Here is a 14,105-nt window from a genome sequence, read left to right on the forward strand (position 1 = left end):
AGTATCACAATCCTGAAAAAATGCATCATTTCAAAAGCTTAATCACTAAATAAAATATAAACTTTCAATATATTGAAGCAATTTAGTAAAAAATAATCAAATAACATTGCATTTATACAATTACGAAGTAAGATAAAATATACAAAAGGAATTATACACGTATATCAAATACCAAGAATGCCAATGGACGGGGGATATCATGCACTTTATTCTTACACCGGGACGTATTGAAAAATTTAACCGCCTTCGGAAAACCTATGAAGAAGAGAAACATGTTGATTTGAATGAAAAACCTTCCATGATAGGAACACCTATTTTTTTCGGTGGGACAGATGTTCTCAGTAGAAATAAACAGGTTTCATTCTTAGAAAAAGTAAACGCTGTTCTTAAAATACATTTGCTTCGCGAGCAGGACATCAAAACCCCAGCACAACGTCAAGTATATATCATTGCTGCCCGATTTATGATTGCTGCCAGTCTTTATGTACAATCACAAATCGGAAGTTCAAAACGAAACTCTGCCTTATACCGCATTATTGAGAATAATTTAGGAGTTACAGACGAAAACTTCTTGGATGAGGAAGATAAAGAAACATGCTATTTAACTGCAGAGCGACTTATAAAAACGCCCCATGCTCTAGAACATGCTAATGTGTTCCTTGAAAAAGAAGGACTTAAACCATTTAGTGAAAAGGAGTGGAAACAGTTTGCAGATTATTTAGGCGAAATGTGCCATAAAAAAGAAGTTCCAGAGCAAATCACAAAATTTCCCGTCATTTCAATCACGCAACCATTATTTGGCGCTGCTTTTGCTTATGTAGGAGCTACTGTAGGTGTCGTGCTAGCAGAGGGAGCGACTAACTCGACCACGGCCATATCTCCTCGGGTTAAATTAACCGCACTGGTTGGAAGCACCTTATTGATTTTCAGTCCTGCAGGAGCTACCGGTGTCGCCCTCTTTGCCCCCGTGATTGCCACCAAACTTTTTACATCTTTTTGTACAATCAGTTTAGCGCATCTTATGGGAACCGCAGCTGGATATCTAGGACAAGGTGTAGGGATAGGAGTAGGTTTTCCATTTGATGCAGCATATAATTTACTTTGGTCTATTTGCTCCCTCATAAGTCGTCACTACAGTAAAACCCCTGAGCTTGCCCCCATTGATGGGATTCGCATTGTGGATGGGGCTACAATCATGGCGGGCATTCCTATTCAATGGGTTGCTGAAAATGCTCTACCTGAAGGGTGTACTAAAAAAATTGTGGAAATAACAGAAGAAGGCGAGATACGTATTGAAGGAGAAGAGATAAAAGACAGTCAAACTCCCATGCAAATTCCTCCTGAAGTAATTGAAGAACTAAAGAAACAACTTGCAAGCCGCTCTACACAAGCATCCGAACCCACCAATGTCGAGCAAGAAAAAGATACAAAAGAAATTCAAAAAATAGAGGAAGCAGAAGAGATAGGAGGATCCTTCTCCCTCGTATAAGTTGTTGCATTTAATTTATTGAGATTCTAGAAAATTAAGAGAAAACTCAGAAATGCATTCTATTGCGATGCAATACCTTGCATTTCCAAGTTCCTGGGTTATGCTCCGTTTACCCAGGTTTCTTATTAAGGACGATTATCCACTTCTTTGCGCTGACTGGGCATAAAATCTTTTCGATCAAGGCCCATTGCTACTGCTAAAGCACCTGCTACATAGATAGAAGAGTACGTACCGATTACAATACCAATGATCAATGCCAGGGAGAATCCATGAATAGCTTCTCCTCCATAAATAAACAGAGCAACCACCACAAAAAGCGTCAGCATGGATGTCATGATGGTACGTGATAAAGTTTGGTTAATCGAAATATTCATAATTTCGATTGAACTGGAACGACGAATTTTGACAAAATTTTCACGCACCCTATCAAAAACTACAATAGTATCATTTAACGAGTAACCGATGACTGCCAACAAGCCCGCTAACGCTTTCAGATCAAATTCAATACCAAAAAAAGCAAAGATACCCAATATCAGCACAGGGTCATGAACTAAGGCGACAGCAGAACTCACTGCCAACCGGTATTCAAACCGCATGGCAATGTAAATCATCGTTGCTAACAAAGAAACAACAACAGCTAGGGCTCCTTTAGTCGCGAGTTCCTGTCCTACTTGTGGCCCAACAAAATCGACTCTTTGTTTTGAAGCACCCGGCAGAGCACTCATGACCTGCTCAACCAAGCGTGCTTGTTCTTTATCTTCTCGAGGAGCAATACTAATTAATACATCTTTAGAAGTACCGTAACTCACAACCTGAGCTTCCTTAAATCCTGCCTTACTCAAGCTTTCCCTAATTGAAGGTAGATCTGCAGCTGAGGAATAAGAAACCTCTATTTGAGTCCCACCTGTAAAATCAAGCCCCCACTTCAAACCATGTATCGCTAAAGCACCTATAGAAAGCACAAAGATCAATATGGAGAATATCGCCGTCCAACGACGAGCACCCATAAAGTCCACATTTGAATTTGGATTAAAAAATTCCATCTGAGCCTCGCCTTAAATACCAATAGATAATTTCTTAACAGCCCTACCACCATAGTACCAATTTACAATCCCTCGGGTGTAAGTGATACCCGTTAACATGGAGGTCAACAATCCTAAAGAAAGCGTTACAGCAAATCCACGTACAGGTCCTGTGCCCACAGCAAACAAAATGATTGCTACGATTAAGGTGGTGACGTTCGCATCAAGAATCGTAGAAAATGCACGCTCATATCCCGCATTAATTGCAGCCTGGGGTGATAATCCATGCCGTAATTCTTCACGAATACGCTCATAAATGAGTACGTTCGCATCTACTGCCATACCCACCGTTAATACTATTCCGGCTATACCTGGAAGTGTTAACGTAGCGTCAATCACCGAGAGTAAAGCACACAGTAGAACTAGGTTAAGCAGGAGCGCAATATCAGCGATGAGACCGAAAAAACGGTAATAAACCAGCATCAAGACTAAGATTAAGCCCATACCAACTTGTAGTGAAATTATACCTCTTCGGATATTTTCTTTACCTAAAGTTGGTCCGACGGTGCGTTCCTCTATGGGATAGATCGCAGCAGGCAACGCCCCTGCTCGAAGCAATAAAGCTAAATTACTTGCTTCTTTACTATCCGTAAGACCAGTAATCTGGAAATTATTACCTAAAGCATTTTGAATAACTGGCGCACTAATAACACGCTCTTCTCTATGTGTAACTCTTTTTTCCACTCCATTTACAGTTTGAATGGAATTTTTTGTTTCAACATAGACAATAGCCATACGTTTACCTATATTTTCGCGAGTTACTTTGGTAAACAAACTTTCTCCGCCCCCACCGAGTTGTATTTGTACTGCAGGAGTAGCTGTCTGCTGATCATAACTGGAAACTGCTGAGGTAATTGAATCGCCACTTAATACCACTTGTCTTTTTAACAGAATAGGATGCCCATCCATTACCAGTAACTTATCATTGACGGGTATGGCTCCAGTTTGTTTTGCAATTTGCGGATCATTATCCTGATCCACCATATAAAATTGCAAGGTTGCAGTTCCACCAAGAATTTGCTTAGCACGGGCTGCATCTTGAATTCCAGGTAAGTCAACAGCAACACGAGTTGCCCCTTGTTGTTGTACTACCGCTTCACCAACTCCTAGTTCATTGACTCGATTTCGTAAAATACTCATTGTTTGTTCAATGGTGTTTTGACGCGTATTGTTCAACTCAACGGGTGAAATCGATACTAAAATTTCATTGCCTGTTTTACTTTTAACAAAAACGAGATCAGGCATTTTTTCCTTTAAACCCAAATAGGCATTATTCGTTGATTCACTATCACGGAAATGTAAATTTATCCCCTTGTCTGCTACATAACGAATACCGGTATATCGAATTCCAAGCTCTCGCAATTCTTGACTAATGTTTTTCATTACTCCTTCATAACGGCGGCTTATCACACTTTCCACATCAACCTCTAACAGGAAGTGTACTCCTCCTCGTAAGTCAAGACCTTGTTTCATTGGGGCCGCACGAATAGAGTCTAACCATCTTGGTGTGGATGGAGCCAAATTCAAGGCTACAGTGTATTGAGATCCCAAAGCATTCTTAATTGAATCGCGAGCTAACAACTGTGAATCTGTTGATGAGAACACAACTTCAACTGACTCAGCTTGAGTAATGAGTGATTTATACGGTAGATTACCTTTTTTTAAGATATCTTCTACCTGATTTTTTAATTCATCATAATCCACAGGTGTTTCAGACGAAATTTGTACTACAGGATTTTCTGTATACAAATTAGGTATAGCGTAAATAAACCCAACAACTGCAATAATAATCAGCAGCAGGTTTTTCCATAAAGGATATTTATTTTGCATTTCCGTGTCCTGACCTTCTTAAAGCGATTTTAAAGTGCCTTTGGGCAATACCGTGCTCACTGCACCTCTTTGTATATTAATCTCTACACCTTCAGCAAGGCTGATTTTCATGTATTGCTCGTCTAGACTAACTACTTTAGCTAATATACCGCCTGAAGTAATAATCTCATCGCCTTTCTTTAAGCGGCTTATTAAATCACGGTGTTCTTTTGCTCTTTTGTTTTGGGGTCTTATAAGCATAAAGTAGAACAACACAAAAATAGCGGCGATCATAATGAGCGAAAAGCTTCCATCTGCTTGAGGCGCTGCTGTAGTCCCCGCTGCAGCTAGAGCATCACTAATAAAAAAACTCATATTGTCTCCTTTAATCTACTATTGATAATCGCGTGACATCATATAGGGAATTGGTCTTAAGGTAAATGAATCAACGCGGAAATTAAAACAGTTTTTCACAATAGCGGTTTTTATTTTGAACTATAATTCTCTCGAACTATTAAAAAGAAATTCAAATGAGCAAATCTAAGGACTATTCATAAAAAAAATTTTTTCTTCCATTCCAATGTTATCAAAGTGTAGCCTTAGGCAGCATAGAGTTACGTGAGTAGAATCTTTAGTTAGCCCAGTTTTACGTCCGTCATAGAACCTAGTCCATTAGCTAAATGGTAAATGGTGCGAAAGCCAGCCTGTCTTAATAGCATCCAAGCTCGCTTACTTCTTTGACCTGATTGGCAATAAACGAGAGTGGGTTGTAGAGGATTTAATTCATCAAGGCGGTCTGGCAACTCAGCCAAGGGAATGAATCGTCCTCCTAAATTATAATTTCTGTGTTCTGTCTCTGTTCTTACATCCAGCAATAATGCGTCAGTATTTTGTTGTAAAAAGCCGGGTAATGCATGTGAGGAAACTGCAAAAGACTCCATCTCATAGGAGGATACGCATTGAGAAAAAACACTTTTTTCCATTGTTTGGTCGTAAACACAGAACTGACATTGTTTATTTTTTACCAAATGAATCTTTTTTATCTCCATCGATAGAAAATCTATCCACAGCAAACGATTCAATAGAGAAACACCACTTTGGGTGATCCATTTAATAATTTCTGTCGCTTGCATGATCCCGAGCAAACCAGGAAGAGTCCCTAAAACCCCACCAGTTTGACAATTTCCAATTGAATCGGGGATTACTGGAAATAAACAGTGTAAACATGGGTTCTTTTTACCATAAAACAAGGAACAATGACCTTGAAATTGGTAAGCGCTGGCATAAACGTAAGGTTTTTGCAATCGATAGCAAATATCGTGAGTCAGGTAACGAGTATAAAAATTATCCGAGCAGTCAGCTACAAGATCATATTGTGAAATGATACCTTTTGCGTTCTCATCACTTAAACGAACCTCATAAGATTGGATGTTAATATTTGAATTCAAAGCCTCTAATTTCAGTTTTGCAGTGGCTGCTTTTAGTTGGTGGATGTCTTTTTCTTGGTAAAGTATTTGCCGATGTAAATTACTTTCCTCAATAACATCATCATCAATTATGCCTAAAGTCCCTACCCCAGCACCAGCAAGGTACGGGAGTAACGTCGCTCCAATTCCTCCCGCGCCAACACATAATACACGTGCTCTTTGGAGTTTTTCTTGTCCTTGAAGACCTATCTCTTCTAATTTTATTTGCTGTATATAGCGTTGTACCTCGGATGAAACAGACATACTCAGCCCTCATTGTTCCATTAAACTTAAAAGCTTTAGGGTGGATTGTTGTGGATCTTCTGCTTCTGTAATTGCAGAAATAAGAGCAACACCTTGGATACCGGTAGCCACTACAGCAGGCATACGCTCAATATTAATTCCTCCTATTGCGACTAAAGGATAATGTAAGGTACGGATCCAACGTTGTAAGCCTTCAATGCCTTGGGCGGTAAAAGACATTACTTTGCTTGTTGTTGGAAAAATAGGGCCAATTGCAATATATGAAGGACGCAGTGCATGCGCTCGTGCGACTTCGTAGTAACAATGAGTACTCACTCCCAGCAAAATCCCCTGCTTTCTAAGTGCCTCAAGATCTGCAGTATCCAAATCGGATTGTCCTAAATGCACTGCTTCAGCATTTAACTCTAAAGCCATTTCCCAGTAATCATTTATAAATAGAGTTGCCTGATGCTTTTTAGCCAGGGCGATACTTCGTCGCATTTCTTCTTCTAGGCTTTTAGTTTGTTCTTTAACTCGTAATTGGATGGTTTTGACTCCAAGATTCAAAAGCCGTTCTACCCAAGAAAACCGATCAACCACTGGATAAAGACCTAAACGATGACATGGCTTAAATGGTTGCGGTGGATCGTATAATGGTTCGGAAGCAAGATAAGGTAAATCTGCTTCATCTTCTGGAAAAGCTCCATAATAAACATTATTTTGTCCTCGACGTACTGCCTGATGAACATACATTTTTGCAATGATTAATGCATCTTCAAGTAAATGGCCAAGAGCCAGTGCACCAGTAATTGCCGCGGAGAGAATCGAACGAAGTTCTGGATATTTTGAATCAGAAACACGATTTTGAGTGAGCCAAAAAGAAGTGGTTCCATTGGTCCAATAATCATGCTGACGTGAGGATTTCTGCATAGTCGATCCTAAGAGAAATACACTTTTAGCGCCAAAAGCTAGCAGTTTATGTGCCGCCTCTTGCATGGCTTGGTGCGTTTCTACTTGGCCATTTAAAATGACTTCAGCTTCACGTGTATTCAGCACCAAAACATCGGCAAAAGAAAATCTTACAGTACCCCTTTTCTCCTCACCATCCTTCCATAATGATAAGTTAAAATCCCAAACTACTGGGCCGGTATAATGATTGAGAATTTGCAGGTCCTCGGTAGAGAATCTCTCTTCAATTTTGATTGCAGCAGGCCGATTCTCGATTTGAAATCGCTGTGTTGGCAACAGACCCAAGCCGCGAAAAGTTTTTTTATCTGCTTCATTATCCGTGTTGCACCACACAACGCTCATAATGCGGTCTCCTGATGCCAAAATGGCGTATCGATTAAAGGGGTACACGATTGTGCCGTAATTCGTTCAGGCATAAGGCCTGCTTCAAAAGCAGAACGTCCTGCGATGACTGCATGTGAAAAAGCTTCAGCCATGGTTACTGGATGAATCGATGAGGCCACCGCGCTATTTAATAAGACCGCATCAAAACCTAATTCCAGAATCCGTGTGGCATGAGAAGGTTTCCCGATTCCTGCATCGACAATCAGAGTAATATCAGATAATCGTTGGCGTAAGGTCTCCAATGCAAAGGGGTTTAGCAAGCCTTTTCCAGAACCTATAGGAGCGGCCCAAGGCATCAAAATCCTACATCCGCAATCAACTAATCGCTGACATAAAACTAAATCCTCCGTACAATAAGGGAATACTTCAAATCCTCGTTTCACTAATTCAGTAGCCGCATGCAGCAATTCAAAAGGCTCGGGTTGTAAACTGTAATCATCTCCTATTACTTCCAATTTAATCCAGGAAGTTTGAAATAATTCACGTGCCATTTCGGCTGTAGTAATAGCAGTTTGTGCGTCACGACAGCCCGCAGTATTAGGCAGTATATGGCAACCCAAAGAACGTACAGTCTGCCAAAATAAATCTCCCCCCATATTACAAGGCATTTGCCGTTTTAAAGACACCGTAATTACGTTCGTTTTAGAGGCTCGAACAGCCTCGGTCATTACCTCAAGTGATGGATAGCCTGCTGTACCTAGAAGTAATCGACTTGTTAACGGTTTATCTGCTAAATACCACATACCCTATCCTCCCTGCATCGGAACAATTAAATCAATACGGTCTCCTTCACACAATATAGTGTTGGAAAACATAGGCTTAGGAACGAACTGATTATTTATTGCTATTGCTACATGCGCAGCAATACCTTCGATTTGCTCAAGTAGTTCCTGTAAGGTACAAGATGAATCAAGAGTGAAGGATTTATCATTTATAAAAATGATCATGAATAAGCCTCCCAAAGCTCAGGGTAACAAAGGTCTTTTTGATTGCTCTTTAGTCCACGTAAAATCTCTTCTACTAATGCCGGAGCAATTAAATATCCATGCCGATAGAGTCCATTAACAGCAATAAATTGTTGGGCATATCTTATACGTGGCTGATGGTGGACTAAAGTCGGACGGCAATGTGTTACTGTCTTAATTATCCGTGCTTCAGCAAAACCTCTATGCACGTAGTAGGCAGCAGTTAATAATTCAAGTGTTGTACGCACCGAAATAGGACTGGAGTCTTCTGTTTCTAATTCGCTGGCGCCGATAAGGTAATAAGAGTTAGGACGAGGTGCAATATAAATATTATATCGTGGATGCAAAAGACGTATCGGCCTGTTTAATTGAACATCCGGTGCATACAGCCAAAGAAGTTCACCACGAAGCCCACGTAAATTTGGAAAAGTACTTTTGGCTCCAAGCCCTCTGCAATCAAAAACAAAATCAAATGGATAAAGCGCTCCTCCTGTTTCTATCTTGCCTGGATGCACCCAAGAAACAAAACTATAATCTCGCCAGATAACACCGCACTGACAAAGATGTTTTTTAAGTTCCTGCAACAAGGTCTGATTATCAAGTTGTGCTTCTTTGGGAAAATAATAAGCCATTTTTAAATGATTCAGTTCTGGTTCCAGTTGACTTAGTTCATTTTGAGGGAGCAACTGATAACAGGAATCGCTTAATTTATTTACAATTCTGGAACTAAATTGCTGCCATTCTGCTTTATCTTGGGGATGATGCACTACAAGAGATCCTTTTTGGCAAAAATATACGGGCACCTCTAACTGATTTAGAATGGACTCCCATAAAACGTCAACTGACTCCATACCCAAATTAAAAATCATTTGGTCCGCCTTATCGAGTTCAGACATGGGTGACAAAAGTCCTGCTGCTGCATTACTGCAATTATTAAAAAATCCTTCTGCCTCGAATAATGTCACTTGCCAGCCTTCGTTTTTTAAACGTAAAGCTAATAAACATCCCATAACTCCAGCACCAACAACAGCAACGTTTTTCATTTAATGAATCACTTTTCAATATTACAGCCTGAGTGCAGCCGCACATAGGCTGCATCCTTAATTTCATTCACTAACACAACATGCAATGGGTTCTAGGTCAGAATGAGGAGTTTTAGGAAGGAACTCATTTGTATAACAAGAATTAACCGCAAAAGACTCATTGATAATTCCCAAATGCTTGCCGAACCGCTCTACCTTATTCCAATCACGCTCCACATTTAAAAGCGTGCGCGAGAAAAAAGGTAAACTACGGATGAAAATTGTATGGTACATAGGAGTTCTTAATTGAGGCTTTGCCCTACATAAAAGTTCATAGGCTTCGTCGGGATTTTCGGTGGTAAAGGCCGCACCACGTTGGGTGGCATTGAGAAATCCTTTAAGAAGTTCTGGTTTTTTTAACATGCGTTCTGGCACAATAAATTGAATGGAGCAAAAACAACAACAGCCTAATCCGGCAAGCTGATCGATACGCAGAAATACCGTTTCACCTCGTAAATGTTCTAACTCAACTTTCTGAAAATTAATAAAACCAATTCCTGTATCTATGAGGTCACGACAAATAGCATCAGTAACATTCATGCCGATGCGAACTGTTTCATAACTTGAAGGATCAATCCCAGCTAAAGTTGCCAAATTATCAATAATGATTTTGCCAAACTCACCAATATAACCAACTCGTTTACCAACAATATCCTGAAAAGATTGAATGCCACTGGATTTAAGGGCAATGAGTCCAGTAGGAGGTTCATCCAATAATGTACCAATTGAGGTAACAGCATAGCCTTTTGCACGAGCAGCTAAGGTATGAATCATAGCTTTGACCCCAAAATCAACATGCCCCATTCCCACAATTTCGGTTACATCGCTAGGATCGCTTGGCTCTAAAATCGCCAGCTTAATACCCTCCTGTTGATAATAACCTAACGCATGGGCAACAAAGATGGGGGTATGATAAGGGTTTGCATACCAATTAAGTAGTAAGGTAGTTCTCGTAGATAACGCGCTCATGCCATAGCTCCTTGTATTAATAAATAAAATAGGATGGCTAGAGGTATCGCGCTAAGACTTAATAGAAGAAAGAATCTGTATTCCGCGAGTCGTAAAACTTAACAGAGCCCCCATCATTTGGATACAAAGTACTCTGAAATTAACTGGCTTAAATAATACAGATTTAAGGCGTTCTTACGCTGGTATGAACCAGATCAAGTTCAACGGGTATTTCTCAGTCGTTAATAACGACACCCCGCGCCATCAAATTGTCCGTAATGCTATCGGGTATGGAAAAAACTGTCAAACATTATTAGATACCCCACTCATCCGCTTACGGACACTTTCTCTCCAAAAGGAAGCAGGGAACATAGCTCCCCACTCCCCTTCTCATGAAAATACATCTTTATGGCAGTGAGGGTTAAAGTGACGGGTTAAAGATCAACAACTAGAATCATAAATTTTGCACATAAAACACATTATGTTGAATCAAAAATCGCTGACATAATAAAGGAGTATGATGCAACAGATGGTGTAAATAAGCCCGGGTAAATTGTTGCGAGCATGTAGGACAAACACAGTTCGCATCGATCATTTCAAAGTCCATTGCTGCTTTTGAATCCATTAGGTCCACAGTGCCAGTGTGGCTGTACACTCTTCCTTGTGTAGCTGCTTGTGCTGGCTCATCCGTCTCAATAAATTCTATCCCCTGTTGAAGCAAGCCCTGGATTAACTCAGAATCAAAACAGCCCGCTACATAACGAGGGATATTGGCCCATTGGTCTAATTTTGCACCATTCGGTTCATTCAAAATTTTAAAATAAACCCCATGGGGTAGAATAACCGTATGCTTTTCTAAGTCATCACTATGAAGAAAGGGGATGATATCCTCATTCCAATTATCCCAAATTTGTGGAAAATCACGCATGATATTTTGGGGCAAGAGTATTGCGTTAGGCTTAAGATGCTTGATTAGTTCGATAAGTTCCTCAGCGGTCAATTTGATTCGAGAACCATCATAAGGAGACTTGAGAACATAAACTTTTTCTTTATTGGCAACAAGTGAGGCGGCATTGATTATCATCACCCCTGGACATGCCAGATAATGCGCTAAATTAGATATTTTTTTAAGTACATTTTGACCAGGCTTATACAACAAACTTTCTAAGGAATAAGATGCTGCGGTAACCTTTGCCTCTTGCCAATTGGCCGTTGTGAGGCACAAACCGGCCTCTGAAGTTAAAACAGGGATAAAATTTTGTATTGCAGCCAACATTCCTGATCTCCTGATTTACAGCAATAAACTGGTGTCGCCATAACTAAAAAACCTGTATCTTTTTTCAATTGCTTCCTGGTAAAGCATCATTGCTTGTTTATGGCCAATAAATGCTGAAACGAGCATTAATAAAGTAGACTCGGGCAAGTGAAAATTAGTCATTAATCCATCGCAAATCTTAAACTCATATCCTGGGTAAATAAAGATATCTGTGTCTTTATTACAGGGCGTCAGTGTTCCATTTTGTGCAGCACTCTCAAGACTACGCAAAGCGGTTGTACCTACTGCAATTACACGATTTCCAGCAGCCTTCGTGAGGTGTACTGCCTCACACAATTCAGCACTTATTGTAAAGTGCTCACTATGCATTTTATGATCTTTGATATTATCACATCGAACCGGTCTAAATGTTCCTGCTCCTACATGTAACGTAAGATAGGCTACACTAACTCCTCTTGAACGTATGCTTGATAATACGTGTTCATCAAAATGTAAACCTGCTGTGGGAGCTGCCACAGATCCTTCATATTTTGCATAAACGGTTTGATAACGATTCTGATCCAAAATTTCATCATTTCGGGTAATATAGGGGGGTAATGGAATATGTCCTATTCCATTTAATAAATTCAAGACATCCATATCAGTTTGACAAAGAAATAAATCATCATCTCGATCGATCACTTTAATTTCTTTATTCTGCTCTAACTTGATAATTGAGCCCGCCTTCAACGCTTTACTGGCTTTAATATGAGCGAGAAAAGTAGACTCGCTAGTAATCCGTTCAACCAATAACTCTACTTTTCCACCTGTAGTTTTATGGCCATAAAGTCTGGCTGGTATGACCTTGGAATCATTCATTACCAATAAATCGCCAGGATTTAAAAAATCTGCTATTTCACGAAACTGATAATGACCATATTCACCATTCTGTCGGTTATAGATTAAAAGACGTGAGTCACTGCGATTAGCCAATGGATACTGCGCAATGAGTTCTGGGGGTAAGTCAAAGTAAAAATCCTGTTTATTCATAGAGCAACCTGAAAATAAATTGCCGCTATTATACACGGATTACAAGCATTCATCATCCCCGATGAATAAAAGAATATTTACATTGTATTAGAGGTTCCCAGGATAATATAATTACTCTTTTTTTGCGCAATTGTAACCCTTCAATTTCAGCATCAAACAGTTTGTTGTGTTGAGTTTTTGTAATTGAGCTCGTTTTGTTCTAAAACCAAACGATTCTGTTTCATCTAGCTGCCCTATTAGAATAGTTTGCTCTGGAATTCTCCTCATACGGGAAAATGGCTCTATAGAGCATTCCTTTAGAGGGGGAAAGAATTTTATTCTGATCGGAGTAGGGATTTTATTTTAGTTTTTGGGTTCAACCACGAACCCAAAAACTGCAATCTAGTTTTAATTAGGGAAATTCACGCAAGTAATATCACTTGGTCGCTATTTTTTTATATTATAGCTAGTAAAAGAGGTCTGTGAATCTAAGAGATGAAGATCGGGCAATTCAGTAGAATCAGCTAACACATTTTTATAATGAATCGGATTTCTTTCGTTCCTTGAGGTCGCAGTATTTCCAGGTGTAAACACATTACCCATATCCGAATAAGAACCTGTTATACCCATACTTTCGCCCTGTTTTTCAGAACTTGGAGAGATTGATGAACGAGTTCTCATTGCTGCTTTAACTCCCATTCCAGCCAACCCACCGATGAGCAAAAATGGTGACCAGAGAACTGCACCTACAGATTTTATAATTCCTTTAAAAGTTAATCCATCATCATTAACCACTCGCGATTTAATCATCTCGAACACATTTTTATTGCTGTCGTAACATTCTTTAGCACTAGAGTATATAGAGACCAAACCTAAAGCCCCATATAAAACAAGTCCACCAAGCCCAAAAGTTGCCAGATTCAAACCAAGTGCACCTGCAGCACCCGCTCCTGCAATTCCTGCGGTAGTTGAGGCTGCAGTAAATCCCATAGTAAGCTTGAATATTAGTGCAATGATAAAAATAGGAAGAAGCACCAAACTACCTACGAGTACTACTCCAGGACCACCAGAATAGTAATGCTGACGATAAGGGGAAGGAGAAACTACTGCAATTTGAGGACGCCGGGATGTCACCTGAACAGTAGGGCTATAAGGGGTAGTGACCACTGGCGGGTACAATGGGGTACGCGAAGCGTGATTGTGATGATGGGAGCCCCCTGAATGAACACCAGTAACTTGATTATGGTGATGATGGTTTTTATATGACACTTTATTCTCCTTTTTCTTTTTATTAAATTCCAAAATTTGAAGCAAGAAGTATAAAAAAGAAAACTTAAGGTTTTATTAATAAGACCCATGAACCTTTACAAAAAAATTACATTTC

Annotated in this window: 13 protein-coding genes and 1 riboswitch; of the genes, 1 reads left to right on the forward strand and 12 read right to left on the reverse strand. The window is 39.8% G+C overall.

The annotated features are described in order from the left end of the window. Positions 1 to 199: 199 nt before the first annotated feature. Positions 200 to 1,489 (forward strand): hypothetical protein, encoded by a 1,290-nt coding sequence (locus ACWTE2_RS09180; RefSeq protein ID WP_454785110.1) that lies wholly within the window; start codon positions 200 to 202, stop codon positions 1,487 to 1,489. 125 nt (positions 1,490 to 1,614) lie between these two features. Here ACWTE2_RS09180 and secF read toward each other — a convergent pair whose 3' ends face one another. From secF to ACWTE2_RS09240, 12 genes are all read right to left on the reverse strand, one after another. Next, positions 1,615 to 2,532, reverse strand: coding sequence for a protein translocase subunit SecF (secF, locus tag ACWTE2_RS09185; RefSeq protein ID WP_182393026.1), 918 nt, complete (start codon positions 2,530 to 2,532; stop codon positions 1,615 to 1,617). A 12-nt stretch (positions 2,533 to 2,544) separates the two neighbouring features. Further along, complete coding sequence (gene secD / locus ACWTE2_RS09190) at positions 2,545 to 4,401, reverse strand: protein translocase subunit SecD (RefSeq protein WP_454785111.1); 1,857 nt, start codon at positions 4,399 to 4,401, stop codon at positions 2,545 to 2,547. 18 nt (positions 4,402 to 4,419) lie between these two features. Then, entirely contained in the window at positions 4,420 to 4,755 is a 336-nt protein-coding gene (gene yajC, locus ACWTE2_RS09195) for a preprotein translocase subunit YajC (RefSeq protein WP_182393024.1), read from the reverse strand. 260 nt (positions 4,756 to 5,015) lie between these two features. Next, entirely contained in the window at positions 5,016 to 6,110 is a 1,095-nt protein-coding gene (locus ACWTE2_RS09200) for a ThiF family adenylyltransferase (protein WP_454785112.1), read from the reverse strand. Between the two features lie 9 nt (positions 6,111 to 6,119). Then, the gene (thiE, locus tag ACWTE2_RS09205; protein WP_454785113.1) at positions 6,120 to 7,400 is read right to left on the reverse strand and encodes a thiamine phosphate synthase; all 1,281 of its coding nucleotides are present in this window, start codon (positions 7,398 to 7,400) and stop codon (positions 6,120 to 6,122) included. Continuing rightward, the gene (locus ACWTE2_RS09210) at positions 7,397 to 8,185 is read right to left on the reverse strand and encodes a thiazole synthase (protein ID WP_182393021.1); all 789 of its coding nucleotides are present in this window, start codon (positions 8,183 to 8,185) and stop codon (positions 7,397 to 7,399) included. The genes thiE and ACWTE2_RS09210 overlap by 4 nt, the downstream gene beginning before the upstream one ends. Before the next feature lie 3 nt (positions 8,186 to 8,188). Then, positions 8,189 to 8,389 carry a sulfur carrier protein ThiS gene (gene thiS / locus ACWTE2_RS09215; protein ID WP_182393020.1) on the reverse strand — a complete coding sequence of 67 codons (201 nt, stop codon included), beginning with the start codon at positions 8,387 to 8,389 and terminating at the stop codon, positions 8,189 to 8,191. Continuing rightward, positions 8,386 to 9,450: an FAD-dependent oxidoreductase gene (locus ACWTE2_RS09220; protein ID WP_454785114.1), complete on the reverse strand. Its 1,065-nt coding sequence runs from the start codon at positions 9,448 to 9,450 to the stop codon at positions 8,386 to 8,388. The genes thiS and ACWTE2_RS09220 overlap by 4 nt, the downstream gene beginning before the upstream one ends. A gap of 63 nt (positions 9,451 to 9,513) precedes the next feature. Next, positions 9,514 to 10,458, reverse strand: a complete 945-nt coding sequence (locus ACWTE2_RS09225; RefSeq protein ID WP_182393018.1) for an ABC transporter substrate-binding protein — start codon at positions 10,456 to 10,458, stop codon at positions 9,514 to 9,516. Between the two features lie 154 nt (positions 10,459 to 10,612). After that, positions 10,613 to 10,706, reverse strand: a riboswitch (TPP riboswitch). A gap of 185 nt (positions 10,707 to 10,891) precedes the next feature. Further along, positions 10,892 to 11,713: a tRNA-guanine transglycosylase gene (locus ACWTE2_RS09230; protein WP_454785115.1), complete on the reverse strand. Its 822-nt coding sequence runs from the start codon at positions 11,711 to 11,713 to the stop codon at positions 10,892 to 10,894. A gap of 15 nt (positions 11,714 to 11,728) precedes the next feature. Next, entirely contained in the window at positions 11,729 to 12,742 is a 1,014-nt protein-coding gene (gene queA / locus ACWTE2_RS09235; RefSeq protein WP_454785116.1) for a tRNA preQ1(34) S-adenosylmethionine ribosyltransferase-isomerase QueA, read from the reverse strand. Positions 12,743 to 13,168: 426 nt separating this feature from the next. After that, the gene (locus ACWTE2_RS09240; protein WP_454785117.1) at positions 13,169 to 13,990 is read right to left on the reverse strand and encodes a hypothetical protein; all 822 of its coding nucleotides are present in this window, start codon (positions 13,988 to 13,990) and stop codon (positions 13,169 to 13,171) included. Between the last annotated feature and the right edge of the window lie 115 nt (positions 13,991 to 14,105).

This window comes from Legionella nigrisilvae (assembly GCF_977063395.2).

What these genes read in the sequence shown, in the direction of transcription:
- ACWTE2_RS09200 (WP_454785112.1), bottom strand. Translation starts at nt 6,110, where the DNA reads ATGTCTGTTTCATCCGAGGTACAACGCTATATACAGCAAATAAAATTA.
- secF (WP_182393026.1), bottom strand. Translation starts at nt 2,532, where the DNA reads ATGGAATTTTTTAATCCAAATTCAAATGTGGACTTTATGGGTGCTCGT.
- queA (WP_454785116.1), bottom strand. Translation starts at nt 12,742, where the DNA reads ATGAATAAACAGGATTTTTACTTTGACTTACCCCCAGAACTCATTGCG.
- secD (WP_454785111.1), bottom strand. Translation starts at nt 4,401, where the DNA reads ATGCAAAATAAATATCCTTTATGGAAAAACCTGCTGCTGATTATTATT.
- thiE (WP_454785113.1), bottom strand. Translation starts at nt 7,400, where the DNA reads ATGAGCGTTGTGTGGTGCAACACGGATAATGAAGCAGATAAAAAAACT.
- thiS (WP_182393020.1), bottom strand. Translation starts at nt 8,389, where the DNA reads ATGATCATTTTTATAAATGATAAATCCTTCACTCTTGATTCATCTTGT.
- ACWTE2_RS09180 (WP_454785110.1), top strand. Translation starts at nt 200, where the DNA reads ATGCACTTTATTCTTACACCGGGACGTATTGAAAAATTTAACCGCCTT.
- ACWTE2_RS09220 (WP_454785114.1), bottom strand. Translation starts at nt 9,450, where the DNA reads ATGAAAAACGTTGCTGTTGTTGGTGCTGGAGTTATGGGATGTTTATTA.
- ACWTE2_RS09210 (WP_182393021.1), bottom strand. Translation starts at nt 8,185, where the DNA reads ATGTGGTATTTAGCAGATAAACCGTTAACAAGTCGATTACTTCTAGGT.
- ACWTE2_RS09230 (WP_454785115.1), bottom strand. Translation starts at nt 11,713, where the DNA reads ATGTTGGCTGCAATACAAAATTTTATCCCTGTTTTAACTTCAGAGGCC.
- yajC (WP_182393024.1), bottom strand. Translation starts at nt 4,755, where the DNA reads ATGAGTTTTTTTATTAGTGATGCTCTAGCTGCAGCGGGGACTACAGCA.
- ACWTE2_RS09225 (WP_182393018.1), bottom strand. Translation starts at nt 10,458, where the DNA reads ATGAGCGCGTTATCTACGAGAACTACCTTACTACTTAATTGGTATGCA.